The sequence below is a fragment of the Crossiella sp. CA-258035 genome (assembly GCF_030064675.1).
In the GTDB taxonomy this organism is placed as follows: domain Bacteria; phylum Actinomycetota; class Actinomycetes; order Mycobacteriales; family Pseudonocardiaceae; genus Crossiella.
This window is the reverse complement of sequence record NZ_CP116413.1, coordinates 690663-713829: the sequence shown is the minus strand read 5'-3', so window position 1 is coordinate 713829 and position 23167 is coordinate 690663. Positions and strand designations below refer to the sequence as shown.

The following is a 23167-nucleotide window of genomic DNA, read 5'->3' as shown; positions in this document are numbered from 1 at the left end:
CGTGAGCCGAACCCGTGTGCCCGAGCCGCTGAGCGTGGCCGAGCTGGTCCACTTCGGCCCGCTGGCCCAGTCCCAGGTCTTCGCCGCCGACGACCTGGACCGCCAGGTGGCCGCGGTGGCCCTGGTCGGCGAGCTGGACCAGATCCACCAGTGCGAGCCGCACGCCGCGGTGGTGCTGCACGGCGCGGCCGCGCTGGGCGCCTGGGCGCTGGAGTCCGCGCTGCGGCTGGCCTGGGAGCGCAACGCGGCCTGCGTGGTGGCCCCGGCCGAGATCACCGTGACCACGCCGACCGCGCAGCTGGCCGAACGCCTGCGGGTGCCGCTGTTCGTGGTGGCCGACCCGGCCAAGAGCGCGCTGGAGCTGGCCGCCGCGATCTCCGACACCGAGGCCGCCAGGGCCAGGCTGACCGCCCGCTGCGCGGTGCTCTTCGGCGAGCGCAGCACCGCGAGGGACATCATCGGCGTGATCAACACCGAGGTGCCCGGCGTGATCACCGCGCTGGTCACCGAGGACGGCCACGTGCTGGCGGGCCGCTCCGCCGCGGACCGCTCCCAGGGCAGCCACCGGGTCGAGGTCGCGGTGCCCGGCCCGGACGGCAGGCCGTGGGCGACCCTGGTGGCCCAGCTCGCGGCCTGGTCCCCGTCCTGGGTGGAGACGGTGCGCACCATCCTGCGGCTGGCCCGCGCCCCGCTCGCGGCCACCGTCGGCCGCAGCTGGCTGACCCCGGTTTTCCAAGCAGCCAAGGACAAACTCCTGCTGCACACCCTGCTCACCGCGCCGAACCCCACCGCCGAGCGCCAGGCCACCGACATCGGCTGGCGCTTGGCGGGAGAGCACATCGCGGTCTTCCTCAAGCCGTCCGAACGCGTGCCCGGCCCCGCCGAGGTGGCCACCCCCGGCGTCGTGGTGGCCTGGCGCGAGTCCTTCGGCGACCTGCCGCTGATCCCCCGCGAGGACGGCTGGCTGAGCTGGTGGACCGCGGTCCCCGGCGGTCCACAGGAGATCGCCGACCGGGTCCGCGCCCACCTCGCCGCCGCCGCGCTGCCCATCCCCCTGGTCGCCGGCATCGGCGTGACCGGCAAGGACCTCCCCGGCCTGACCCGCTCGGTCAGCGAGGCCATCCTGGCCGCCGCCGTGGCCAGCCGCCCCGGCGGCAACCCGGTGGAACAGTTCGGTGACCTGGGCCCCCGCGCCGTCCTGGCCTGCCTCCCGGTGGACGACATCGCCGCCGCCGCCAGGGTCGCCCTGGCCGAACTGATCAACGCCCCCGACGCCGAAGTCCTGCTCTCCGCCCTCACCGCGCTGCTCGACTGCGCAGGCTCCACCGGTCAAGCGGCCACCCGCCTCGGCGTCCACCGCAACACAGTCCTGGGCCGCCTGGAACGCATCCGCGCCCGGGGCATCGACCTGGACTCACCGGACCAGCGCCTGGCCCTGCACCTGGCCTGCTACGCCCTGCTCAGCGCGGACACCCCGACATGAGGAAACGCCCCCTGGCGGGAGGCCAAGGGGCGTTTCGAGTGGCAACCGAGGGAGTCGAACCCTGTGCGGCTTATGAAGGCGGCACTCATGACCGGCCCTAACCCTTCGGCGGGCGACGGTTGCCTTGCTGTTCTGCTGTGTACAACGGTGGAGACGCACGGGGTATTCGGCGCTTACGCGGTTTTCCCCGGTGACTTCCGCCACTTCGCGCGGAGGAGCCTACCAACCAGTACTACCCGCTCTCCCACGGGGTCGAACTTTTCGATTATCAAGAACCTGTGATCCTCAACCTGGGCCACCGCGAGCTCACCGCGGTCCCCCCGCTGCCCCCGGACCTCACCGAGCTCTACCTGCACGAGAACGCCCTGGAGCACATCCCGGACACCCTCGGGGAGCAGTCCGCCCTGCGCATCCTGGACCTGGGTCACAACCGGCTCCGCGCCCTGCCGGCCACCCTCGGCAACCTGTCGAACCTGCAGTTCCTCTACGCCAGCGACGGCCAGCTGACCGAGGTCCCCGACTCCCTGGGGGACCTCACCAACCTCCGCTACCTGAACCTGACGCACCAGCAGCTCACCCGGTTCCCGGACACCCTGGGCAACCTCGCCAACCTGGTCGAGCTCCGCCTCTACAACAACCGGGCCGCCACCCTGCCGGCGTCCTTCACCAACCTCCGCGCCCTGCGCGAGCTCCACCTCGACAACAACCGCCTCACCGAGCTCCCCCCACTGCCCGGCCTCACCGACCTGCACACCCTGGTGCTGCGCAACAACAACCTCGGCGCTTTCCCCACCACCCTGCTGACCCTGCCCCGCCTCCGCCACCTCGACCTGCGCGCCAACGGCATCCGCACCCTGCCCACAGAACTGCCACCGCCCCCGGCCCTGGAAAAACTCGACCTCCGCTGGAACCCGCTGGCGGCCGAGCCGTCCTGGATCGCCGAACTGGAGGCGCGGGGCTGTCTGGTCTACCGCTCTGGTGCGGCCGACTGAGGGTTCCCGCTGGTCGACCCACACGATTGGGTGTCGTTTCCCGGAAGAACCCGTCCACAGCCCACTTCCTGCCCTCGGCCACCGGCTAGAGTGCCGCTTTGGCCCGCGCACAGGAGCTGGCCCAGACGCAGGAGGCAACACCGTGGTTCTCCACACCGGTGGCGAGAACGGCGACGAGTAAGACGCCACCCCACGACTTCGCGAAGCCCGCTCCTGGCCCAGCCGGAGCGGGCTTCGCTACTTCTTCAGCTCCAGCTGCACGCCGACCCTGCGGCTCACCGGCATCCGCTGCACGTCCACGGTGATCTGGGTGCGCTCGCCCTGCTCGTCCACGTCCACGGTGGCCACCCCGTCGCCGATGCGGAACCCGATCGGCTCCCAGTAGACCTTCGCGCCCAGCGGCAGGATCACCCGGTACACCGCCCGCTCGACCGGGTTGCCGAACCGGAAGGTGAAGTCGTCCGGGCTGCGCCGGATGGTCAGCGGAACGCTCTTGCCCGGCCAGAACCACTCCATCCGCAGCCGGACGTCGGTGCCCACCGCGGCCGGCGTGGTGAAGTGCGACATCACGCTGATCCGCCCGTCCGGCATCCAGTCCTTGGTCACCTTGAACCGGGTCCCGGCCCGCCCGTCCACCGCCACGCTGCGCACGTTGACCGAGACCTTGCGCTGGTAGCGCTTGGGCTGCGGCCACCCCGGCCCGAACCGCAGCCGGAGGAACCGCGCGTCCTGCCCCTCGATCACCGCGTGGATCACGATGAACTCGCGGGTGTCGCCGTTGCCCTCGATGTAGGCGGTCTGCTCCCAGCTGAGCACCCGGAAGTTGCGGGTGTGCTGCTCCCACAGCGCGTCCCCGTAGGCCCGGACCAGGTGTTTCTGCTCCTCCAGCTCACCGGCCAGCCGCCGCCGGTCACTGGTCAGCGCCACCATCAGCGCCAGCACCACCAGAATCGTGGCGATCATGACCCCGGCGCGCACCGCGGTGTTGCCGAAGAGCACCCCGAGCACCGCGCCGAAGGACATCAGCCCCAGCGCGGCCCGCACGATGCCGCGCGCGCCTTCGTCGACGAGGAAGCCGTCCAGCCAGTCCATGAACTTCGGAAACACGACCGCCCCCTCCCGCACCCGGCCTCGGGCCAGTGTGACGGAAGTGCGCGGTGGAACCGGCGAAAAGCACCTGGTCGGCGCAGTTCACCCAGCCCAGGGCGGCGTCAGTCGCCAGGTGCTGTCCCGGTTGAACAGTCCGGCGTTGTTGCCGGGCACGGCGTCGCCGCTGTTGTCCGCCAACCAGATCAGCGCCCCGTAGTGCCGCAGGAACCGCCCCGGCCGGTCCCACGACTCGAACGACACCCCGTCCCCGGCCAGCCCCGGCCGCGCGCACCAGGTCGCCGCGCCCCGGAACCCCGCCGACCCGTCATCGCCTTCCCGGTAGACCCGACCCCCGCGATGCCGCAGGAACTCGCCGGGGAAGTTCACCGACTCCAGCGACCGGCACGCCGGATCCGCCAGACCCGCGACCACCCGCCAGGTGGCGTCCGCCTTGAGCCCCGGATCCCCTTCTCCGGTAACGACATCCGTCCGCGCCACACCCCCGGCGTGCCGCAGGTACCGGTCGTGCAAACCCTCCGTGGTCACCTGCAACGACACCGGCCCCACCGGCACGTCCACCGCACCGAACACCGGTTTCCCGCTCAACAGAGCCAGATTCGCCGCCCGGACCCGCTCCCGGTCCACCTTCAGCACCTTCCGGTCATAGGTGTAGAGCCCGTTGACCTCAACCTCCACATCGGTCAGCTGGGTGAAGATCGCCGCCGAGTTTCCCCGCTCCCTGGCCAGTTTCTGCACCTGCGCGAGCATTCCCAGGTACCGCGCCTCCAACGCGGCCCCGTCCGCCTTCATCTCCGCGCTGACCCCGCGCCCCGGTCCCCACTCGTGCCCGGGAACCATCACCCCGACGCTGCCGTACTCCCCCAGCACCGCGGCCTTCCCGTCCGCCGGCGGCCGCGGGCTCCCCGGCCCCACGTAGATGTGGTCGTCCACAAAATCCCCGCCACAGCAAGGAGATCCCGAGTTCCCGTTCACCAGCCTGCCCGGGTCCCACCCGCGCACCAGCCCGGCCAGCCGCGCCGAGTCGTACTCCCCCCAGCTCTCGTTGAACACCACCCACTGCACGATCGAGGTGACCGACCGCAGCTGCTCGTACACCTCCCGCAGCTCGACCTCGAAGTTGCTCCGCGCCGCCGCCGTGGGACTGCCCAGGTGCAGCGGCATCGACGGCATGTCCTGCCACACCAGCAGTCCCAGCCGGTCCGCCCAGTAGTACCACCGCGCGGGCTCCACCTTGATGTGCTTGCGAATCGTGTTGAACCCCAGGTCCTTGTGCGCCTGGATGTCGAACCGCAACGCCTCGTCGGTCGGCGCGGTGTAGATCCCGTCCGGCCAGTACCCCTGGTCCAGCGTGCCCATCTGGTACACGAACCGCCCGTTCAACAGCGGCCGCGTCACGCCGTCCACCACCCCCAGCCCCACCGACCGCATGCCGAAGTAGCTGCCCACCACGTCCTGCCCGCCGTTGAGCCGAACCTCCACCCCGTACAGGAACGGATCATCCGGACTCCACAGCCGGGCCCCTGGCATCGCAACGGAAATCACCGCCCCCGGCCGCCCGCTGCCCCGCCCGACCACCCGATCCCCGTCCCGCACCACGACTTCCACTCGGAACGCCGCCCGCCCCGAAGCCCGCGCGAGCACGGAAACCCGCCCAGCGGCCACATCCGGCGTGATGTCCACTTCGGACACATAGGCTTCGGGCACCGGCTCCAGCCACACCGTCTGCCAGATCCCGGAGGCCGCCGTGTAGTACACCCCGCCCGGGTTCCGGCTCTGCTTGCCCACCGGAATCCCGGTCGCGTCCGAGGGATCGAACACCCCCACCACCACCTCGTTGCCGCCCGCCCGCAACAACCCGGTGATGTCAAAGGAGAACCCGGTGTACCCGCCCGTGTGCGCACCGGCCCTGACCCCGTTGACCCACACCTCGGCCCGCCAGTCCACCGCGCCGAAGTGCAGCTGCACCCGCCGCCCCCGCCACCCCTCCGGCACCAGGAACTCCCGCCGGTACCACATCCGCTCGTGCCGCTCCATCACCCCGGACAGCGCGGACTCCACCGCGAACGGCACCAGCACCGCCCGGTCCAGCCGACGCCCGATCGGCGGCGCCTCCCCCTCGCGCGCGGGCGCCCACTGCCACACCCCGTTGAGGTTCAACCACTCGCTCCGGGTCAGCTGCGGCCGCGGGTACTCCGGCAACGCGTTGCCCGGCCCCACCTGCCCGGTCCACGGGGTGCTGATCGGCGGCTTCCCCGGCCGCCACTCCGCACTCCCCGGTGCCCCGGCCGCACCGGGCAGCAAGGCCACCAGCGTCGTCAGGACCACACCCAGCACCAGCACCGCACGCCGCATCCGCGCCTCCAGCCCAGAGACCACAAGAGCGCTCTCACAAGAACATGCGCGAACAAACTCCCACAAGAACCACCAGACTGATCCGGCCCGAAACGGTGGCCGACCCCGGACACACCCGATCCGGCTGGGATACGCCACGCGCGCCGGTCACCGCCGCATCCTTGGATCGTGCGAAGGGTCGGCATACATGGGCGGGCAGCCGCCATCGACGGCTTCCGGGCGCAGCTCGAAGTGCCAGGGTTCGTTGCGGTAGATCTGGCACAGCCCGTACCCGGCGCCGTGCTCGGACAGCCACGCCCTGGCCGCGGGCGGTCCGATGTCCACCGCGTCCCCCGACACGTGCGCGGACGTCTCGGGCGTGGCCACCCACCGGGCGGCCTCCTCCGCCGAGCCGTACTTCAGGACCGCCTTGCGCAGCAGTTCCTCCTGGTACTCCGGAGAACGCCAGCCACCATTGACGAAGATCGTGATCCCGTCGGCAGCGGCATCGGTCGCGGCCCGGCGCAGGGCGCCGAGCAGCCCGGGATCGAGGTTGGCCACGGCAGGCGCCTCGTCGGCAAAGACCGACACCGGGTCGGGGACAGCGCCGTGCGCCTTGCCGAGGACGCGCGGCAGGACTGTTCGCACTGGTTCGCGGTAGGTCATACCGCCAATCAACTTCGTGGCGCGTTGCCAGCGCGTACGCGGTTTTTGATATGCCGGCGATATGCGCGGGCTCGTAGCTTCGGAGCATGCGCGTGTTGATCGTCGAGGACGAACCCTTCATGGCAGAAGCCATCCGCGACGGGCTGCGCCACGAGGCGATCGCGGGCGACATCGCCGGTGACGGCGACACCGCGCTGGAACTGTTGCGCCTCAACACTTATGACATCGCCGTCCTGGACCGCGACATTCCGGGGCCTTCCGGTGACGAGATCGCCGAACGCATCATCGCCTCCGGCAGCGGCATGCCGATCCTGATGCTCACCGCCGCCGACCGGATCGACGACAAGGCATCCGGGTTCGAGCTCGGCGCCGACGACTACCTCACCAAGCCGTTCGAGCTGCGCGAGCTCGTGCTCCGCCTGCGCGCCCTCGACCGCAGGCGGGCGCGCTTCCGGCCACCCGTGCGGGAGATCGCCGGACTGCGGCTGGACCCGTTCCGCCGCGAGGTCTACCGGGACGGCCGGTACGTCGGGCTGACCAGGAAGCAGTTCGCCGTGCTCGAGGTCCTGGTCGCGGCCGAGGGCGGGGTGGTCAGCGCCGAGGAACTGCTGGAGCGGGCCTGGGACGAGAACGCCGACCCGTTCACCAACGCCGTGCGCATCACCGTCTCGGCCCTGCGCAAGCGGCTCGGCGAACCCTGGATCATCGCCACCGTGCCCGGAGTCGGCTACCGCATCGACACTCACCCAGACACCGAACGCACGGGAGCAGACCGTGGATAGAACGCCTGGGTTGAGCGTCCGCCTCAAACTCACCCTCAGCTACGCCGGGTTCCTCATGTTCGCGGGCTCCCTGCTGCTCGCGGCCGTGTGGGTGTTCCTGCTGCGTTACGTGCCCGAGGTGATCCGGCTGCCCGAGATCCCCAGGGGACCGGGCCCGGGGCCGGGCGGGATGGGGCCGCACATCCCCGACCGCGCCGCCCTCCAGCGCGCCTTCGCCCCGAAGGCGGAGGCAGCGATGGCGTTCCTGCTGGTGTTCGGCCTGCTCGGCGGCTGGTTCCTGGCCGGCCACATGCTCGCCCCGCTGACCCGGATCACCAATGCCACCCGCCTGGCCTCGACCGGATCGCTCTCCCACCGGATCCAGCTGGAGGGCCGCAACGACGAGTTCCGCGAGCTCGCCGACGCCTTCGACACCATGCTGGCCCGGCTGGAAGCCCAGGTCGCCGAACAGCAGCGGTTCGCCGCCAACGCCTCCCACGAGCTGCGCACCCCGCTGGCGATCACGCAGACCCTGCTCGACGTGGCCCGCAACGATCCGAGCCCGGACACCAGAGAGCTGGTCGAGCGCCTGCACTTCGTCAACACCAGGGCGATCGACCTCACCGAAGCGCTGCTCATGCTCAGCCGCGCCGACCGGCGGTCCTTCACCAAGGAGGCCGTCGACCTGTCCCTGGTCGCGGAGGAAGCCACCGAAACGCTGCTCCCGCTCGCGGAGAAACGCGGCCTCACCATCGAGACCTCCGGCGACATCGCTCCCACCAACGGCTCACACGCGCTGCTGCTGCAGCTGACCACGAACCTGGTGCACAACGCGATCGTGCACAACCTGCCCGAGCAGGGCACCGTGTGGGTCAGCACCAGTGCCGGCGCCAAGACCGTGGTGCTCACCGTGGAGAACACCGGCCCGAAGCTGGCCGCCCAGCTGGTGTCCACGCTGGTCGAGCCGTTCCAGCGCGGCACCCAGCGCATCCGCGCCGACCACGCCGGAGTCGGCCTCGGCCTCGGCCTGGCGATCGTCAAGAGCATCACCCAGGCGCACGACGGAACCCTCACCCTCACCCCCCGCCCCGAGGGTGGGCTCCGCGTCACGGTGCAGCTGGCCGCCCAGGCCTGACGTCCGGGAGATCGCGCAGGAACCGCGACGACCTCCCGGTCTGGCTCAGGTAGCCGCGGCGCCGGTAGAACTCGTGCGCGGCCAGCCGGCGGTCCGCGCTGGTGACCTCCATCCGCACGCAGCCCCGGCTGGCCGCGAACAGCTCCGCCGCCGCGACCAGCCGACTGCCCACGCGTCGGCGGCGGGCCCGATCGGAGACGACCAGCGCCACGATCCGGCCCCAGGAACCGGGGCGCTCGAAGAACGGGCAGGTGTGCACCGCGACCAGGCCGAGCAGGTCGCCGTCCACCTCCGCCACATAGGCCGCGCCCGCCGGGTCCGCACCCCAGCTCTTGATCCGGTCCGCGGTCCCGGCGGCGTCATCTTGCGGGTAGCCCAGCTGGTGGAGCAGCTCGTTGACGGCCGCGGCGTCGGTGCTGTGGACCGGCCGTATCCGCATGTCTTCCCCTGTGCGCGACTCGACTAGACGATGGGAAAATCGAAATAGGTGTCCGGATGAGGCTCGTCCTCCAGCGAGTAGTGCCACCACTCGCATTCGTAGGAGCTGAACCCGCAAGCCTCCATGATGGAACGGAGGCATTGCCGGTTCCTCGCTTCGGCCGGGGTGACTCCCGGTGCGCCATGGTGCGAGATCGGATCCATCAGGTCATGCCCACCACCCATGGCGGCGAGTTCACCGGTGTCCAGGTGGTAGAGCGTCAGGTCGACCGTGCTTCCCCGGCTGTGACCCGACTTCTCGGCCACGTATCCCTTTTTGAACATCTCGGTCCGGTCGATGTTCGGATAGTGCCGCAGCTTCGTCCGGCCATCCTCCGGCTGCTGCGACCAGCGCCAGAAACAGTTCACGGCCCGCTGCGGGCGGTAGCCGTCCCACAGGAGCAAGCCGAAGCCATGGGAGGCGGCCTTCTCCTGTGCGCTCTCCAGGGCCACGCACAGAGCCCTGGTGCCGACAATGCGATTCGCCGTGTAGCCGTCGACGGGTTTGCCGGTGAAGTTGTCCCAGGTGGCATACTTGGCGTCCCAGCGAATTCCGGGCACCAACTCGTCCACGAACACGAAGCCGTCTTTCACTGCACCTTCCCGGTCAAGGTCACCGACACCATCCGGTCGAGCATGTCGCCGAACGACAGTCCGGCGGCCGCCATCATCCTCGGATAACGGCTGTAGGAGGTCAGCCCAGGGAAAGTGTTGACCTCGTTGAGGACCACCGTCCCGTCCGGCTTCAGGAACATGTCCACCCGCGACAACCCCCGGCAGCCCAGGGCGCGGTAGATGTCCTTCGCCGTCTCCTGGACGAGCAACCGGGTCTCCGCCGGAAGATCGGCAGGCACGGTGATCGTCGAGTTCTCGGACCCGCTTTCCGGGTCCACCTCCTGATGGATCTTGAAAAAGCCATGGCTCAGCGAGATCTGGTCAACCTCGCCAACGATCAGGTCCAGCTCGTTCCCCAGGATGGCGCAGCCGACCTCGCTGCCGACAACAGCCTCTTCGATCAGCACCTTCGAGTCGTACTCCCGCGCGGTCTCCACCGCACTCAGCATTTCTTCCTTGCTGGACACCTTGCTGACACCAAAAGACGACCCCGACCGCGCCGGCTTGACGAAGACGGGATAGCTGACCCGGTCCGGATCAATGCTTTCGTCCGCCCCGAGAATCCGGAAGAACGGCGTCGGGATGCCCGCGTTCCTGGCGACGAGGTAGGCGAGGGACTTGTCCATGCACAGCGCGGAGGCTTGGACGTCGCAGCCGACGTAGGGGATGCCGGAGAGCTCCAGCAGCCCCTGCATCGCACCGTCCTCGCCGAGCTTGCCGTGCAGCACCGGCAGCACGAGGTCCAGCCTGATCGAGTCGAACCGCCCCTCCTCCAGGACGACCAGCCCGTGCACGCTGCGGTCCGGCGACAACATGACCGGACGGCCATCGGCGTTGTCCCAGCCCTCGTCAGGCCCATCGCAGAGCTGCCAGTCCCCGCTCTGCGTGATGCCGATCCAGAACGGCTCGTACTTGTCGGTGTCGAGGTGCTTGGCCACCTCTTGCGCAGACTTAACGGAAACGGGATGTTCTTCGGAACTTCCCCCGAAGATAATTCCGATCTTCATATCCAGTGCCGCTTTCTGCTCTCGAAGTTCAGACAGTTGACAATAGAGTTCTCAACGGTGTCGCCCAGCGCGTGATCCGTGTAGTAGGCGGTGTGCGGACTGACGATCACATTCGACATTTCCTGCAACCGCACCAACAGATCGCTTCCCACGGGCTTGCCCCGGTGATCTGCGTAGAATATTCCGTCCTCCCCCTCAAGGACATCCAGCGCCGCACCGCCCAACTGACCGCTTTCCAACGCGGCAACAAGGGCCTCGGTGTCCAGAAGCGAACCGCGCCCGGTGTTGACGACATAAGCACCGCGCTTCATCGCCCCGATACGCCGACGATTGAGGAGGTGATGGGTCTCGGCGGTGAGCGGCGTGTGCAGCGTCACCAGGTCACTTCGCCGCAACAACTCATCAAGAGGAACGTAATCGGCATCGACATTGGGCCGACTGTCACAGGCCAGCATGCGGCAGCCAAAACCCCGCAGCCGGTCCATCACCGCAGCGCCGATACGCCCGGTGCCGACAATCCCCACCGTCAGGTCGCGCAACTCTTTCCCGCGCACATCGTTCAGCCGGTAGTCATGAACATCGGCCCGCCTGATGATGGACTTGGCCTGCCGCACCGCCATCAGCATCAACATCACCGTGTAGTCGGCCACGCTGTCCGGCGAGTAGGACACGTTCTCCACGGAGATGCCAATGGTCTCCGCGTACTTCACGTTGATGTGGTTGTACCCGATGCTCCTGGTGGAGATGTACTCCACCCCGGCCTGACTGAGCGCGAGCAGGGTGTCGTCGGTGATCCGCGTCTTATGACCCACGCTGATGCACCGGTTCCCATAAGCCGCCGCAATGGTGGCTTCGGACACCGGGTCCTCGGTGATGACCGGCCGCACCCCGAAGCGAGGCGCCAGCTCCCGGAACAGCGCGGCCTCATCCGGCCCGCACCCGTAGATCGTGATGCCCGCGCCAGGGACGGCGGAGAAGGACCCGGCCGCCAGCGATCGGGTGCGGCGGTCCGCTGTTCGCGCCGGTTCGCGGTAGGACATGCCCACAGTCAAGGCCGGGCGGTGTTGCCAGCCCGTATGAGGTTTTCGATACGCCAACGATATGTTACCGACCGGTAGCACATCGGTCGGCGCACGCAGCCCCGAACGAACTCATAGTTTCCCTCCGCCTGATCCTTCGCCACACACGCCGGCGGCGGAAGCTTCGGAGGCGGGAACGGATTGATAGTGATCGCCGAAGCAGCATTGGCCGACAAGACACCGTTCACCACAACAAATCCAGCAATCAACGAAAGAGCCACCAGCCGTCGACGCGCCGGACCCTTTTTATTTGCGGCCATGCACAAAATCTAAGCAATGGCCTGTTCGCAAGGAAGTGCACGCTTCACTGAGTGAGCCGTGACATTTTCACACCGCACTGCTGCCTCGGCGGCTCATGCACTGCGGCACAGACGCAGAAGAGGCCGTCCACAACCTACTGTGGACGGCCTCCGCGCTGCGGTGGAGCTGAGGGGAATCGAACCCCTGACCTTCTCGATGCGAACGAGACGCGCTACCAACTGCGCTACAGCCCCTCATCCGTGCTCGCAGAGCATAGCAGTCGATCTGGAGGGGGCTGTGCAGCGGGGGGGTCTACTCGCCCGCGGCGCGTCGGTAGGACACCGGACCGGGCGGGTCGAGCTCGTCGAAGGAGGGGTCCTCGTCGTCGATCTCCACCATGACCGTGCCGGGCCGGGAGGTGCAGCTGGTCTTGGGCGTGGGCTTCACGCCGGCCGTGGGCTTGGGCGCGGGGTACTCGGACTCGGTCTCGGCGTCCTGGTCGTGGTCCTCGTCCTCGGCCACCGCGCGCCTGCCGCCGAGCCGGGCGAGGCGGCGTTCGCGCACCTCGGCCTCGATCCGGACCTGCCTGCGCAGGTACGTGAGATAGCCCACAAGGAACAGGTCGATGGCGCCGTGGCCCCACCACAGCATCGGCCAGACGAACCCGGCGGCGAGGCCGGTGCCCAGCGCGAGCACCAGCATGGCGAGCACCACGCGCTGCCGGAAGGCGTACTTGGCCTCGGCGACCAGGGCCGCCTGTTCCGGGTCGAAACCGCCTCTACCTGGGCGGTAGCGGCGTGGCGCGGCTTCTTCGCCGTCGAGTGGGGTGAACTTGGCCCGGTGTGGGCGTTCCGGCGCTGCCTCGACGGGATCGTCGTGGTGGCCGTCCTCGGGTTCTGGCATGGCGAGCACCTCTTCCACCGTGCCCGTCGAACCGCCGCGGCGCACGACCCTGGCGGCAAGCGCCGAGTCGGCGGTGCGGGCCACCGGGCCCCTGCGACGGGCGACCATGGGCACCAGGACGATCAGCCAAGCGGCTGCGAGCGCCGCGAAAATCAGTGAACTTGGCATCCCGCGCCACCTCCCCCGCGGTCCGAGCGGCCATTACCTCCTGCCACGCTAGTCACAGCAGTCACATCCGTGTCGGAGGCACGCCGACTTAGTGGCTTTAGTCAAGCTGTGTCTGTCCCCCGTTGGGGTTAACGACCGCCGCCGGACAGGCGTGCGCCGGGCGGCCAGGCCAGTCCTTCGTGCACAAGGTGGTTGACCAGCCCGCCGGGCGTGTCCTCGGTGGTCAGTGCCAGGCAGAGGTGGTCCCGCCAGGATCCGGCCACGTCCAGGTAGCGGCGGTACACGCCCTCCTGTCGGAAGCCGAGCTTGGCCAGTACCCGCAGGCTGGCGGTGTTCTCCGGCCGCACGGTGGCCTCGATCCGGTGCAGCCCGGCCGGGCCGAAGGCGTGGTCCACGACCAGCGCGGCGGCCGCGGTGGCGATCCCGCCCCTGGTCAGCGAGCTGCTCACCCAGTAGCCGAGCCAGGCCGAGCGGAGCGCGCCGCGGACCACGTTGCCGATGGTGATCTGCCCGGCGAACCGGTCGTTCACCGTGATCACGAACGGCAGCGCCTGGCCCCGCCGCCCGAGCGTGCGCAGCGCGTACCACTGGGCAGGCCAGGCGAAGGCGGCGTTGCGGTCGGACCAGTCGCCGAAGGCGCTGGGTTCCCAGTCCTCCAGGTGCGGGCGGTCGCGCAGCCGGATGGCACTCCACACGCCCGCGTCCCGCAGCCGGGGCGGGCGCAGCGCCACGTGCCCGGCCGGGGTCACGATCGGGCCCAGCCGCGCCGGCCAGCCGGGATGCCTGCCGTGCTCGGCCGGCTCTGGCTGGGACATCGCCGGCTACCCGCGCTGCGCGAGGAAGCTCACCCGGACCGGCTCGCCGATCGGCACCTCCGCGGTGTCCTCGTCGATGACGATCAGGCAGTTCGCCTCGGCCAGGGAGGACAGCAGGTGCGCGCCCGCGGTGCCCAGCGGCTGCACCAGGTAGTCGTCGGTCTCGGTGTCCCGCAGCAGGGTGCCGCGCAGGTAGCCGCGGCGGCCCTTGGTGGAGCTGACCGGCGAGACCAGCCGGGCGGTGACGGTGCGCCGGTGCGGGTTGTTCTTGCCCAGCGAAGCCCTGATCAGCGGCCGGACCAGCACCTCGAAGACGACCAGCGCGCTGATCGGGTTGCCGGGCAGCAGGAAGGTGGGCACCGCGTCCGGGCCGAGCCGCCCGAAGCCCTGCACCGAGCCGGGGTGCATGGCCACCCGGGAGGTGTCCAGGTCGCCGAGGTCGGCCAGGGTCGCGCAGATCTCGGTGCCCGCCGAGCCGCCGACCGCGCCCGCGACCACCACGATCTCGGAGAGCAGCAGCCTGCCCTCGATCACCTCGCGCAGCCTGCGCAGGTCGCTGGAGACGATGCCGACCCGGCTGACCTCCGCGCCCGCGTCCCTGGCCGCCGCGGCCAGCGCGTAGGAGTTGACGTCGTAGACCTGGCCGGGGCCCGGCGAGCGGTCCACGTCGACCAGCTCGTCGCCGATGGACACGATCGACACCCTCGGCCGGGGGTGCACCAGCACCTTGTCCTTGCCGACCGCGGCCAGCAGCCCGACCTGGGCGGCGCCGATGGCCGCCCCGCGCCGGACCGCGACGTCGCCGGTCTGCACGTCCTCGCCGGTGCGCCGCACGTAGGCGGCCGAGGGCACCGGCTGCTGCACGGACACCCGCGCGAGGTGGCCGTCGGTGTAGCCCAGCGGCACCACCGCGTCGGCGAGGGTGGGCAGCGGGGCGCCGGTGGCCACCCGCACCGCCTGACCGGGCTGGAGCCTGCTGGGCTGCCGGGAGCCGGCCGCGATCTCGCCGACCACCGGCAGCACCACCGGTTCGGTGGCCGCGCCCTGGACGTCCACGCTGCGTACCGCGTAGCCGTCCACGGCGGCCTGGTCAAAGCCGGGCAGCGCCCGCTCGGCGACGACCTCCTCGGCGCAGAGCAGACCCTGCGCCTCGGAGATGGCCACCCGCACCGGTGACGGTTGCACCGCGGCGGCGAGGACGCGGGCGAGCTGCTCGTCTACTGACCTCATGACATTTAGGATGCGGCAACCCGACCCTGAAGCCACTGCAACAGGCCGGGGCCGTACTCCGGATCTTTGAGAGCGAAATCGACGGCGGCCCGCAGGAAGCCGCCGGGGTTGCCCAGGTCGTGCCTGCCGCCGCGGTGCACCACGACGTGCACCGGGTGGCCCTCGGCGATGAGCAGCGCGATCGCGTCGGTGAGCTGCAGCTCGCCGCCGGCGCCAGGGGTGATCCGCTTCAGCGCGTCGAAGATCGCCCGATCGAGGAGGTAGCGACCGGCCGCGGCGAAGGTGGACGGAGCGTCCTCGGCCTTCGGCTTCTCGACCATGCCGCGGACCTGCTTGACGTCGTCCTCGTCGGTGTCGGCCACGTCGAAGACGCCGTAGGCGGAGATCTCCGCGCGCGGGATGTCGAAGGCGCACAGCACGCTGCCGCCGTGGCGGGCGCGCACCTCGGCCATGGCCTTCAGCACGCCGGTGGGCAGCACCAGATCGTCCGGCAGCAGCACGGCGACCGCGTCGTCGGAGCCGTCCAGGTTGCCCTCGGCGCAGCCGACCGCGTGCCCGAGGCCCTTGGCCTCCTCCTGGATCGCGGTCTCGACCTTGATCAGTTCGTGGGCCCTGCGGACCTTGGCGAGCAGGGCGTCCTTGCCCCTGGCGGCCAGGGTGGCCTCCAGTTCCGGCTGGGACTCGAAGTGCTTGACCACGGCGTCCTTGCCGGGCGAGGTGACGATCACCAGCCGGGTGGCGCCGGCCTCGGCGGCCTCGGCGGCCACCATTTCGATGCCGGGGGTGTCCACCACCGGCAGCAGTTCCTTGGGAACCGTCTTGGTGGTCGGCAGGAATCGGGTGCCCAGCCCCGCGGCAGGCACGATGGCGGTACGGAAGGCGCTCGACGAGCTCATGGGAAGCGAGCCTAACGGGGACCGGAAACCACGTTTCGTGACGCCTCGAATACGGGTTGGCCCGGCGCTATTGTCAGCGGCTGTGAGCACGGTGACCTCGAAGAACGACTGGCGCGCCCGGCTGGTGGCGGCCCGGCGGGCGGTGCCAGGCCCGGTCAGGGCGGCCGAGGCGGCGGCGCTGACCACGGCCGCGGTGGCCTGGGCGGCGGCGCTGGACGGGCCGGTCGCCGCCTACGTCCCGGTCGGCGCCGAACCGGGTTCGCCCGCCATGGTCGACGCGCTGCGCGCGAGCGGAGTCCGGGTGCTGCTGCCGGTGGTCACCGGGGCCGCGCCGCTGGACTGGGCCGAGTACACCGGGCCGGACTCGCTGTCCCCCGCCCGCTTCGGACTGCTGGAGCCGAACGGGCCCCGGCTGGGCGAGGCCGCGCTGACCGAGGTGGCCGGACTGCTGGTGCCCGCGCTCGCGGTGGACCGGGCCGGGACCAGGCTCGGCCGGGGCGCCGGGCACTACGACCGGTCGTTGCCGCTGGTCAGGGCCGGGGTGCCGGTGGTGGCGGTGGTGCGGGACGAGGAGCTGGTGGCCGCGCTGCCCGCCGAGCCACACGACGTGCGGATGACCGGCGCGCTGACTCCGGGTGGCGGACTGGTGGTATTACCCGAACGGGTGTGAGCGACGCCTGTTTGCGCTCGCCCCCTCGGCTGGCGCATCATGTTTGTTGGCACTCTCACAACCTGAGTGCCAGCCGGAGTTGTTCGCGGAGGGACTGTCGTGCCGACCTACCAGTACGCATGCACCGAGTGCGGGCACCGCTTCGAGGCGGTGCAGGCCTTCACCGACGCATCCCTCACCGAGTGCCCCAGCTGCACCGGCAAGCTGCGCAAGCTCTTCGGCGCGGTCGGCATCGTGTTCAAGGGCAGCGGTTTCTACCGCACCGACAGTCGCAGCGGCGGTGGCTCGTCCACAGTGGCCGCCACGCCGGCGAAGTCGGAGTCGAGCAGCTCCCCGGCCAAGTCCGAGTCGAGCAGCGCGGCATCTTCCTCCACCAGCACCACCTCCACAAGCTCCGCCGCCAGCTGACCCCGGAGTTATCCACAGCCACCGGGTTGTCCACAGCTCCCCCGGCGGCCACCCCCACCCCGCTCCCAGGAGCCCTAACGTCGAGCCATGCCCCTCGACCGAACCCCCTGGGACCGACTCCGCACCCTGCTGACCCGCCTGCCGTGGACCAGGCCACCGGCCCTGCGCAAGCTGGCCGCGGCCTGCCTCACCTTGCTCGCCCTGGCCCTGCTGCTGCGCCCAGGCAGTCCAGGCCCACGCACCACACCGGTCCTGCTCGCCGCCAAGGACCTGTCCCCCGGCACCCAGCTGACCCCTGCTGACCTCCGCCAGTCCCAGCACCCGGCCGACGCCGTCCCCGACGGCGCCCTCACCGAGCCAGCCGCGGCCCAGGGCCGCCTGCTGGCCCGCGCCGCCCGCCGCGGCGAACCGCTCACCGACCTGAGCCTCACCGGCCCGCACCTGACCGCCGTGGCCGCGGGCAAGGACGCCACCGCGGTCCCGGTCCGCCTGTCCGACCCCGCCGTCACCGAGCTGCTCACCCCCGGCGCCAAGGTGGACGTCTTCTCCGCCGACCCACCCGAGTTACTCACCGAGGCCGCCACCGTCCTGACCGTGCTCAGCCCCAAGGCCGAGGGCGCCGACGGCCACCGGATGGCCCTGATCGCGGTACCCAGGCAGGACGCGGCCAAGGTGGCCACCTCGTCACTCACCCGATCGGTGGCGATTACGCTGCGCTAATGCTCAAGGGTTTCAAGGACTTCCTGATGCGCGGCAACGTGGTCGAGCTGGCCGTGGCCGTGGTCATCGGCACCGCCTTCACCGCCATCGTCACCGCCGTCACCAAGAGCCTCATCCTGCCCCTGGTGAACTCCATCGGCGGCTCGGACCCGGCCAAGGGCCTGGGTTTCCACATCATCTCCGGCAAGGAGGCCACGTTCATCGACCTCGGCTCGGTGATCAACGCCGCGATCAACTTCGTCATCGTGGCCGCGGTCGTCTACTTCCTCCTGGTCCTGCCCATGCAGAAGATCCAGGAACGCCGCAAGCGCGGCCAGGAGGCAGGCCCCGCCGAACCCACCGACGTCGAACTGCTCACCGAGATCCGCGACCTGCTCCGCAACCAGAACAAGACCTCCTGACCGTCCCCTGCCCGGTCCTGGCCACCCCAGCCCCGGCCAGGACCGGCAACCCCCAACCCAACCGCCCACCCGGCACCCGGCACCCGGCACCCGGCACCCGGCACCCGGCACCCGGCGAGCCAACCACCGCCCCACCGACCAACTGCCCAGCCACTGTCCCGCCCCGGCCAACCACCATCCCGACCCGCGCCCGGCCAGCCAGCCACCCTCCTGCTCAGCTGCCCAGCCACCGGGCCACCGGCCATCCCCACCGCCCGGCTGCCCAACCACCAGCCTCACCGCCCGGCCACCCGTGCGGTGAGTGACCACCCGCGCCCGGAACCCGATCCCGTCTCGCGGCCGCCACGATCGAGCACCAGCCAAGCCCAGTTCCGCCGCCAAGACCCGCCGAGCCACCGCCCCCGCCCGCCCAATCACCGCCCCGTCCCAATCACCGGCCCGCCCCGCTCACCGCTCCACCCGCCCTCCCCGCACAACAGAACGGCCAGCCCAACAGCTGTGGGCTGGCCGAGCTCCCCCGCTTACCGGTGTCCCGGGTCAGCGGTCGTGGTGCGGTGGGCGGTTCTCCAGGAACCAGTCGTCGTCGCGGGGGTTGGGGCGGTGGTGGTCGCGTTCGTCCGAGGTGGTGTCCGGGAGGACCTCACCGAAGACTTCCGCCACGTCGGGGCGGGGGCGTTCCGCCTCGGGTTCCGGGGTGGTCAGCTCTCCTCCAGGCCGCTGATCTGCTCGATCACGAACTGGACCAGCGGGGTGAGGGTGGCCATGCCGTCGCGGACGGCGGAGCGGGAGCCGGCCAGGTTGACCACCAGGGTGCTGCCGGAGACGCCGACCACGCCGCGGGAGATGCCCGCGTCGGTGGCGCCCGCGGCCAGGCCGGAGGCGCGGAGGGCCTCGGCGATGCCCGGGATCGGCCGGTCCAGCAGGCCGAGGGTGGCGTCCGGGGTGACGTCGCGGGGTGAGACGCCGGTGCCGCCGACGGTGACCACCAGGTCGACGCCGCCGATGACCGCGGTGTTGAGCGCGTTGCGGATGTCGGTGACCTCACCGGCCACCGCCACCGTGCCGTCGACGATGAAACCGGCCTCTTCGAGCAGTTCGCCCACCAGCGGACCGGTGGTGTCGTCGTGCTCCCCCTGTGCCACCCGGTCGTCCACAAGCACGACCAATGCCCGTCCCAGGCGCTGCGCGGTGCGTTCCATGCCGATCACGTTAGCTGGCTCTCCTCGCCGGGTGTTGGTGGATGTGCGTGCGCGGCGCCGAAGTTCCGCGAGAGGGGCTTCGCGGGACTTCGGCGCCGCGGATCGGCCCGGTCGGGTGGCTGTGACCGGGGGTCTTGGGGTCAGCGACCGCCGTTGTCGAGGGTCTGGCTGCCCAGGGTCGCCTCGACCACGCGGTCACCGCCGCCGGTGTTGATGGTCAGCTTGACCTTGGTGCCGGGGGCGTAGGAGCGGACCGCGGCGATCAGCGAGTCGGCGTCGCTGATCCGGCGGTTGTCGATCTTGGTGATCACGTCGCCGACCTTGATCCCGGCCTGGTCGGCCGCGCCGCCGGGGGTGACCTGGGAGACCGTGGCGCCCGCGACCTGCTGCTGTTGCTGCTGCTGGCCGCCGCCGGGCTGCTGCTGGCCGAGGCCGACGCCGAGCAGCGAGTGGGTGGCCTTGCCGTTCTTGATCAGCTCGTCCGCGATCCGGCGGGCCTGGTCCACCGGGATGGCGAAGCCGAGGCCGATCGAGCCGCCCTGCTGCTGCGAGCCGGTGGCGGTGCGGATGGCCGAGTTGATGCCGATGACCTTGCCCTGCATGTCCACCAGCGCGCCGCCGGAGTTGCCGGGGTTGATCGCGGCGTCGGTCTGCACCGCGTCCATCACGGTGCTCTGGTCCGGGGTGTCGCCGGTGCGCACCGGGCGCTGCAACGCGCTGACGATGCCGCTGGTGACCGTGCTGGACAGGCCGAACGGCGCGCCGATGGCGACCACCTGCTGGCCGACCCGCAGGTCGTCGGAGCGGCCGAGCTCGGCGGCGGTCAGGCCGGAGACGCCGTCGGCCTTGAGCACGGCCAGGTCGGAGGTGGCGTCCCTGCCGACGATCTTGGCCGTGGCGGTCCGGCCGTCGTTGAACTGCACGGTGATCTGGCCGCCGTTGGCCGCGGCCTCGACCACGTGGTTGTTGGTCAGGATCATGCCGTCACTGCTGAGCACGACGCCCGAGCCGGAGCCCGCGCCGCCGGGAGCGATGACCTTGATCTGCACCACGCTCGGCAGCACCTTCTGCGCCACCTGCTCGATCGAGCCCTGCGGCGCCGGGCTGTTGATGTCCCTGGCCGGCGGGCGGGGGTCGTTGAGCGAGTTGCTGGAGGACGGGGCCGAGGAGCCCGCGAGGTTGTAGGCGACCGCGCCGCCGATGCCGCCGCCGATCGCGCCGCCGAGCAGCACCAGCGCGAGCGCGCCGGCGACGAGCTTGCCGCGCCCGCCCGCCTTGCGCTGCGGCTGCACGGTCTGCACCGGGACGCCGAGGGGGTTGGTCAGGGGGGCGCCGTAGTCGGGGCCGCCGGGCGGCGGGTAGCCGCCGGGGCCGCCGGGGGTGTGGCCGCCGAGGCTTGGCTGGGGGCCGGTGGTGGACTGGCCGCCGAAACCGGACCCGGGCTGGTGACCGGGCGAAGCGCCGAAGCCGGGCTGACTCCCGGGGGCGGGCTGGCCGCCGGGGGTGGGCTGGCCGCCGGGGGTGGGCTGGCCGCCGGGGGCGGGCTGGCTGCCGGGGGTGGGCTGGCTGCCGGAGGTGGGCTGGCTGCCGGGGGTGGTGCCGGAGTCGGGCTGCGCGCCGAAGCTGGGCTGGACGCCCGGGGTCGGCTGCGCGCCGGAGTCGGACTGGGCTGCCGAGGGGGCCTCGCCGAAGCCGGAGTCCAGGCCGCGTTGCTGCGGGGCGGCCCATGGCGAGTCCGGGGTGTGCTCCGCGGGGGTGGTGCCCTCGGCTGACTGCTGCGGGCGCTCTGGCTTGGGGCCCGGAGCGCCGGGGGTGTTCTCGGTCATGGGACTTACTGTGGGGCCCGGACCTGAGAACGTGCTGAGACCCAGCTTTGGCTCTCTTGTGTTTCCGCCGAGAGTTCCGCTCAGGTTCCGCGCCGTCCTCAGGTTCCGGCGGCGCGCAGGCGTTCGGCGATCTGTTCCGGGGTGGCGTCGTTGATCCACACCGCCATACCGGACTCCGAACCCGCCAGGTACTTCAGCTTGTCCGCGGTCCGCAGCACCGAGAACACCTGCAGGTGCAGCCAGGACAGCTCCCTCGGCGCGTGCACCGGAGCCTGGTTCCAGGCCGCGATGTAGGGCAGGGGGCGGTCGTAGAGGCGGTCCAGGCGGCGCAGGACGTCCAGGTACAGGGTGGCGAAGTCGTCGCGTTCGGGCTCGGTCAGGTCCGGGATGTCGGCTGCCTGGCGGCGGGGGGCCAGGATGACCTCGACCGGCCAGCGGGCGGCAGGCGGGACCAGGGCGACCCAGTGTTCGCTGGTGGCCACGACGCGGGTCTGCTGGGCCAGTTCGGCCTCGATCAGGTCGCCGAGGACGTGGGTTCCGTGCTCGGCGCGGTAGGCCTTGGCGGTGGCCAGCATGCGCTCGGTGCGCGGGGTGACGAACGGGTAGGCGTAGATCTGCCCGTGCGGGTGGTGCAGGGTGACACCAATTTCCTCGCCGCGGTTCTCGAAGCAGAACACCTGCTCGACCCCGGCCAGCGCGCCCAGCTCGGCGCTGCGGTCGGCCCAGGCGTCCACCACCGTGCGCACCCTGGCCGGGGTGAGCGCGGCGAAGGCCGAGTTGTGGTCGGAGGTGAAGCAGACCACCTCGCAGCGGCCGGTGCCGGGACGGCGCTCCGCCATCGGCACACCGTCCACAGTGGACGGAACCGCCGGCACGTGCTGGGACAGCGACGGGAAGCGGTTCTCGAAGACCGCGACGTCGTAGCCGGCCTCCGGGATCTCGGTCGGGCGGCCCGGCGTGGTCGGACACAGTGGACAGAGGTCGGCCGGTGGCTTGTAGGTGCGGGTCTGCCGGTGCGAGGCCATGGCCACCCACTCGCCGGTGAGCGGGTCCCGGCGGATCTCCGAGCTGGGCTTCTGCTCCGGCAGGTCCCTGGTGTCCACCGCGGTGCGCGCGGGGGCCTCCGGGGAGTCGTCGAAGTAGATGATCTCGCGGCCGTCGGCCAGCTTGGCCGTGGTGCGCCTCACGCCAGCTCCTCGTCCCCGGACCGGGCGGACACCGGGGCCAGCACCAGCTCGCCGACCTGCTCGGCCAGCACCTGCCGGGCCTCCGCGCCCAGTCCCTCGTCAGTGATCAGCACATCCGCCTCGTCCAGGCCGGCGATCGTGGAGATGCCCACCGTTCCCCATTTGGTGTTGTCCGCGAGCACGACCAGCCTGCTGGCCGCGTCGACCAGCGCGCGGTCGGTCTCGCTCTCGTTCAGGTTCGGCGTGGTGAACCCGGCCTGCGGGGCCATCCCGTGCACGCCCAGGTAGACCACGTCCAGGTGCAGCGCGCGCAGCGCCTGCACGGCCACCGGGCCGACCAGCGCGTCCGAGGGCGTGCGCACCCCGCCGGTGAGCACCACGGTCCGGTCGGTGCGCCCGCGCTGCTGCAGCACGTCGGCCACCCGGATCGAGTTGGTCACCACGGTCAGGTCCGGCACGTCGTCCAGGAACCGGGCCATGGTCCAGGTGGTGGTGCCCGCGGACAAGCCGATCGCGGTGCCCGGCCGGACCATGCCGGCGGCCAGCGCGGCGATCGACTCCTTCTCCGGCAGCTGGCGCACCGACTTGGCCTCGAAACCGGGCTCGTCGGTGCTGCGTCCGACCACCGAGGTGGCGCCGCCGTAGACCTTCTCCACCAGACCCGTGCGGGCCAGCACGTCCAGGTCCCTGCGGACCGTCATGTCCGAGACCCCGAGCCGGGTGACCAAGTCGGAGACCCGGACCGCGCCGGTGCGGCGGATCTCCTCCAGGATCACCGCCTGCCGCTGCCGAGCGAGCACCTCTACCCCACTTCCCGCGCCGCGGCGACACCGCCCGCCGGGGCGTCG

22 protein-coding genes, 1 tRNA gene and 1 pseudogene are annotated in these 23167 nt (G+C 70.9%); 8 read left to right on the top strand and 16 right to left on the bottom strand.

What is annotated here, in order from left to right; translation table 11 throughout:
• The first annotated feature begins 1 nt into the window (after window position 1).
• Window positions 2-1483: a PucR family transcriptional regulator gene (locus tag N8J89_RS03445; RefSeq protein ID WP_283662900.1), complete on the top strand. Its 1482-nt coding sequence runs from the start codon at window positions 2-4 to the stop codon at window positions 1481-1483.
• 278 nt (window positions 1484-1761) lie between these two features.
• Window positions 1762-2475, top strand: coding sequence for a leucine-rich repeat domain-containing protein (locus N8J89_RS03440; RefSeq protein WP_283662899.1), 714 nt, complete (start codon window positions 1762-1764; stop codon window positions 2473-2475).
• Window positions 2476-2712: 237 nt separating this feature from the next.
• Here the strand turns inward: N8J89_RS03440 and N8J89_RS03435 are convergent, their stop codons facing one another.
• The 3 genes from N8J89_RS03435 to N8J89_RS03425 form a co-directional block, all read right to left on the bottom strand.
• Complete coding sequence (locus N8J89_RS03435; protein WP_283662898.1) at window positions 2713-3582, bottom strand: hypothetical protein; 870 nt, start codon at window positions 3580-3582, stop codon at window positions 2713-2715.
• A gap of 84 nt (window positions 3583-3666) precedes the next feature.
• Window positions 3667-5937 carry an AbfB domain-containing protein gene (locus N8J89_RS03430; protein WP_283662897.1) on the bottom strand — a complete coding sequence of 757 codons (2271 nt, stop codon included), beginning with the start codon at window positions 5935-5937 and terminating at the stop codon, window positions 3667-3669.
• A gap of 147 nt (window positions 5938-6084) precedes the next feature.
• A complete protein-coding gene (locus N8J89_RS03425) occupies window positions 6085-6582 on the bottom strand; it encodes a M15 family metallopeptidase (protein ID WP_502868416.1) in 498 nt (165 codons plus the stop codon).
• Between the two features lie 86 nt (window positions 6583-6668).
• Here N8J89_RS03425 and N8J89_RS03420 point away from each other — a divergent pair, with 86 nt between their 5' ends.
• Entirely contained in the window at window positions 6669-7364 is a 696-nt protein-coding gene (locus tag N8J89_RS03420; RefSeq protein ID WP_283662895.1) for a response regulator transcription factor, read from the top strand.
• Window positions 7357-8478 (top strand): sensor histidine kinase, encoded by a 1122-nt coding sequence (locus tag N8J89_RS03415; protein ID WP_283662894.1) that lies wholly within the window; start codon window positions 7357-7359, stop codon window positions 8476-8478. The genes N8J89_RS03420 and N8J89_RS03415 overlap by 8 nt, the downstream gene beginning before the upstream one ends.
• Here N8J89_RS03415 and N8J89_RS03410 read toward each other — a convergent pair.
• From N8J89_RS03410 to N8J89_RS03370, 9 genes and pseudogenes are all read right to left on the bottom strand, one after another.
• The gene (locus tag N8J89_RS03410; RefSeq protein ID WP_283662893.1) at window positions 8450-8917 is read right to left on the bottom strand and encodes a GNAT family N-acetyltransferase; all 468 of its coding nucleotides are present in this window, start codon (window positions 8915-8917) and stop codon (window positions 8450-8452) included. The genes N8J89_RS03415 and N8J89_RS03410 overlap by 29 nt on opposite strands.
• 23 nt (window positions 8918-8940) lie before the next feature.
• The gene (vanX, locus tag N8J89_RS03405) at window positions 8941-9549 is read right to left on the bottom strand and encodes a D-Ala-D-Ala dipeptidase VanX (protein WP_283662892.1); all 609 of its coding nucleotides are present in this window, start codon (window positions 9547-9549) and stop codon (window positions 8941-8943) included.
• On the bottom strand, window positions 9546-10577 hold the full coding sequence (gene vanA / locus N8J89_RS03400; protein WP_283662891.1) for a D-alanine--(R)-lactate ligase: 1032 nt from the start codon (window positions 10575-10577) through the stop codon (window positions 9546-9548). The genes vanX and vanA overlap by 4 nt, the downstream gene beginning before the upstream one ends.
• A pseudogene (locus N8J89_RS03395) lies at window positions 10574-11533 on the bottom strand (D-isomer specific 2-hydroxyacid dehydrogenase family protein); the annotation flags it as partial. The pseudogene N8J89_RS03395 and the gene vanA, both read right to left, overlap by 4 nt.
• A 544-nt stretch (window positions 11534-12077) precedes the next feature.
• A tRNA-Ala gene (locus N8J89_RS03390) sits at window positions 12078-12150 on the bottom strand.
• A 58-nt stretch (window positions 12151-12208) separates the two neighbouring features.
• Window positions 12209-12967: a divisome protein SepX/GlpR gene (gene sepX, locus N8J89_RS03385; RefSeq protein WP_283662889.1), complete on the bottom strand. Its 759-nt coding sequence runs from the start codon at window positions 12965-12967 to the stop codon at window positions 12209-12211.
• Between the two features lie 128 nt (window positions 12968-13095).
• Window positions 13096-13782 (bottom strand): GNAT family N-acetyltransferase, encoded by a 687-nt coding sequence (locus N8J89_RS03380; protein ID WP_283662888.1) that lies wholly within the window; start codon window positions 13780-13782, stop codon window positions 13096-13098.
• A 6-nt stretch (window positions 13783-13788) separates the two neighbouring features.
• On the bottom strand, window positions 13789-15012 hold the full coding sequence (gene glp / locus N8J89_RS03375; protein ID WP_283662887.1) for a molybdotransferase-like divisome protein Glp: 1224 nt from the start codon (window positions 15010-15012) through the stop codon (window positions 13789-13791).
• A gap of 5 nt (window positions 15013-15017) precedes the next feature.
• Window positions 15018-15908 (bottom strand): UTP--glucose-1-phosphate uridylyltransferase, encoded by an 891-nt coding sequence (locus N8J89_RS03370; protein WP_283662886.1) that lies wholly within the window; start codon window positions 15906-15908, stop codon window positions 15018-15020.
• 82 nt (window positions 15909-15990) lie between these two features.
• Between N8J89_RS03370 and N8J89_RS03365 the strand changes: the two genes are divergently transcribed.
• From N8J89_RS03365 to mscL, 4 genes are all read left to right on the top strand, one after another.
• The gene (locus N8J89_RS03365) at window positions 15991-16578 is read left to right on the top strand and encodes a 5-formyltetrahydrofolate cyclo-ligase (protein WP_283662885.1); all 588 of its coding nucleotides are present in this window, start codon (window positions 15991-15993) and stop codon (window positions 16576-16578) included.
• A 99-nt stretch (window positions 16579-16677) separates the two neighbouring features.
• A complete protein-coding gene (locus N8J89_RS03360) occupies window positions 16678-16986 on the top strand; it encodes an FmdB family zinc ribbon protein (RefSeq protein WP_283662884.1) in 309 nt (102 codons plus the stop codon).
• Between the two features lie 87 nt (window positions 16987-17073).
• On the top strand, window positions 17074-17706 hold the full coding sequence (locus tag N8J89_RS03355; protein WP_283662883.1) for an SAF domain-containing protein: 633 nt from the start codon (window positions 17074-17076) through the stop codon (window positions 17704-17706).
• Window positions 17706-18107, top strand: a complete 402-nt coding sequence (mscL, locus tag N8J89_RS03350) for a large-conductance mechanosensitive channel protein MscL (RefSeq protein WP_283662882.1) — start codon at window positions 17706-17708, stop codon at window positions 18105-18107. The genes N8J89_RS03355 and mscL overlap by 1 nt, the downstream gene beginning before the upstream one ends.
• A gap of 698 nt (window positions 18108-18805) precedes the next feature.
• Here mscL and N8J89_RS03345 read toward each other — a convergent pair.
• From N8J89_RS03345 to N8J89_RS03330, 4 genes are all read right to left on the bottom strand, one after another.
• A complete protein-coding gene (locus N8J89_RS03345; RefSeq protein WP_247762970.1) occupies window positions 18806-19306 on the bottom strand; it encodes a MogA/MoaB family molybdenum cofactor biosynthesis protein in 501 nt (166 codons plus the stop codon).
• Between the two features lie 140 nt (window positions 19307-19446).
• Complete coding sequence (locus tag N8J89_RS03340) at window positions 19447-21132, bottom strand: S1C family serine protease (protein ID WP_283662881.1); 1686 nt, start codon at window positions 21130-21132, stop codon at window positions 19447-19449.
• Window positions 21133-21230: 98 nt separating this feature from the next.
• A complete protein-coding gene (gene galT / locus N8J89_RS03335) occupies window positions 21231-22319 on the bottom strand; it encodes a galactose-1-phosphate uridylyltransferase (protein WP_283662880.1) in 1089 nt (362 codons plus the stop codon).
• Window positions 22316-23119 carry a DeoR/GlpR family DNA-binding transcription regulator gene (locus N8J89_RS03330; RefSeq protein WP_283662879.1) on the bottom strand — a complete coding sequence of 268 codons (804 nt, stop codon included), beginning with the start codon at window positions 23117-23119 and terminating at the stop codon, window positions 22316-22318. The genes galT and N8J89_RS03330 overlap by 4 nt, the downstream gene beginning before the upstream one ends.
• Between the last annotated feature and the right edge of the window lie 48 nt (window positions 23120-23167).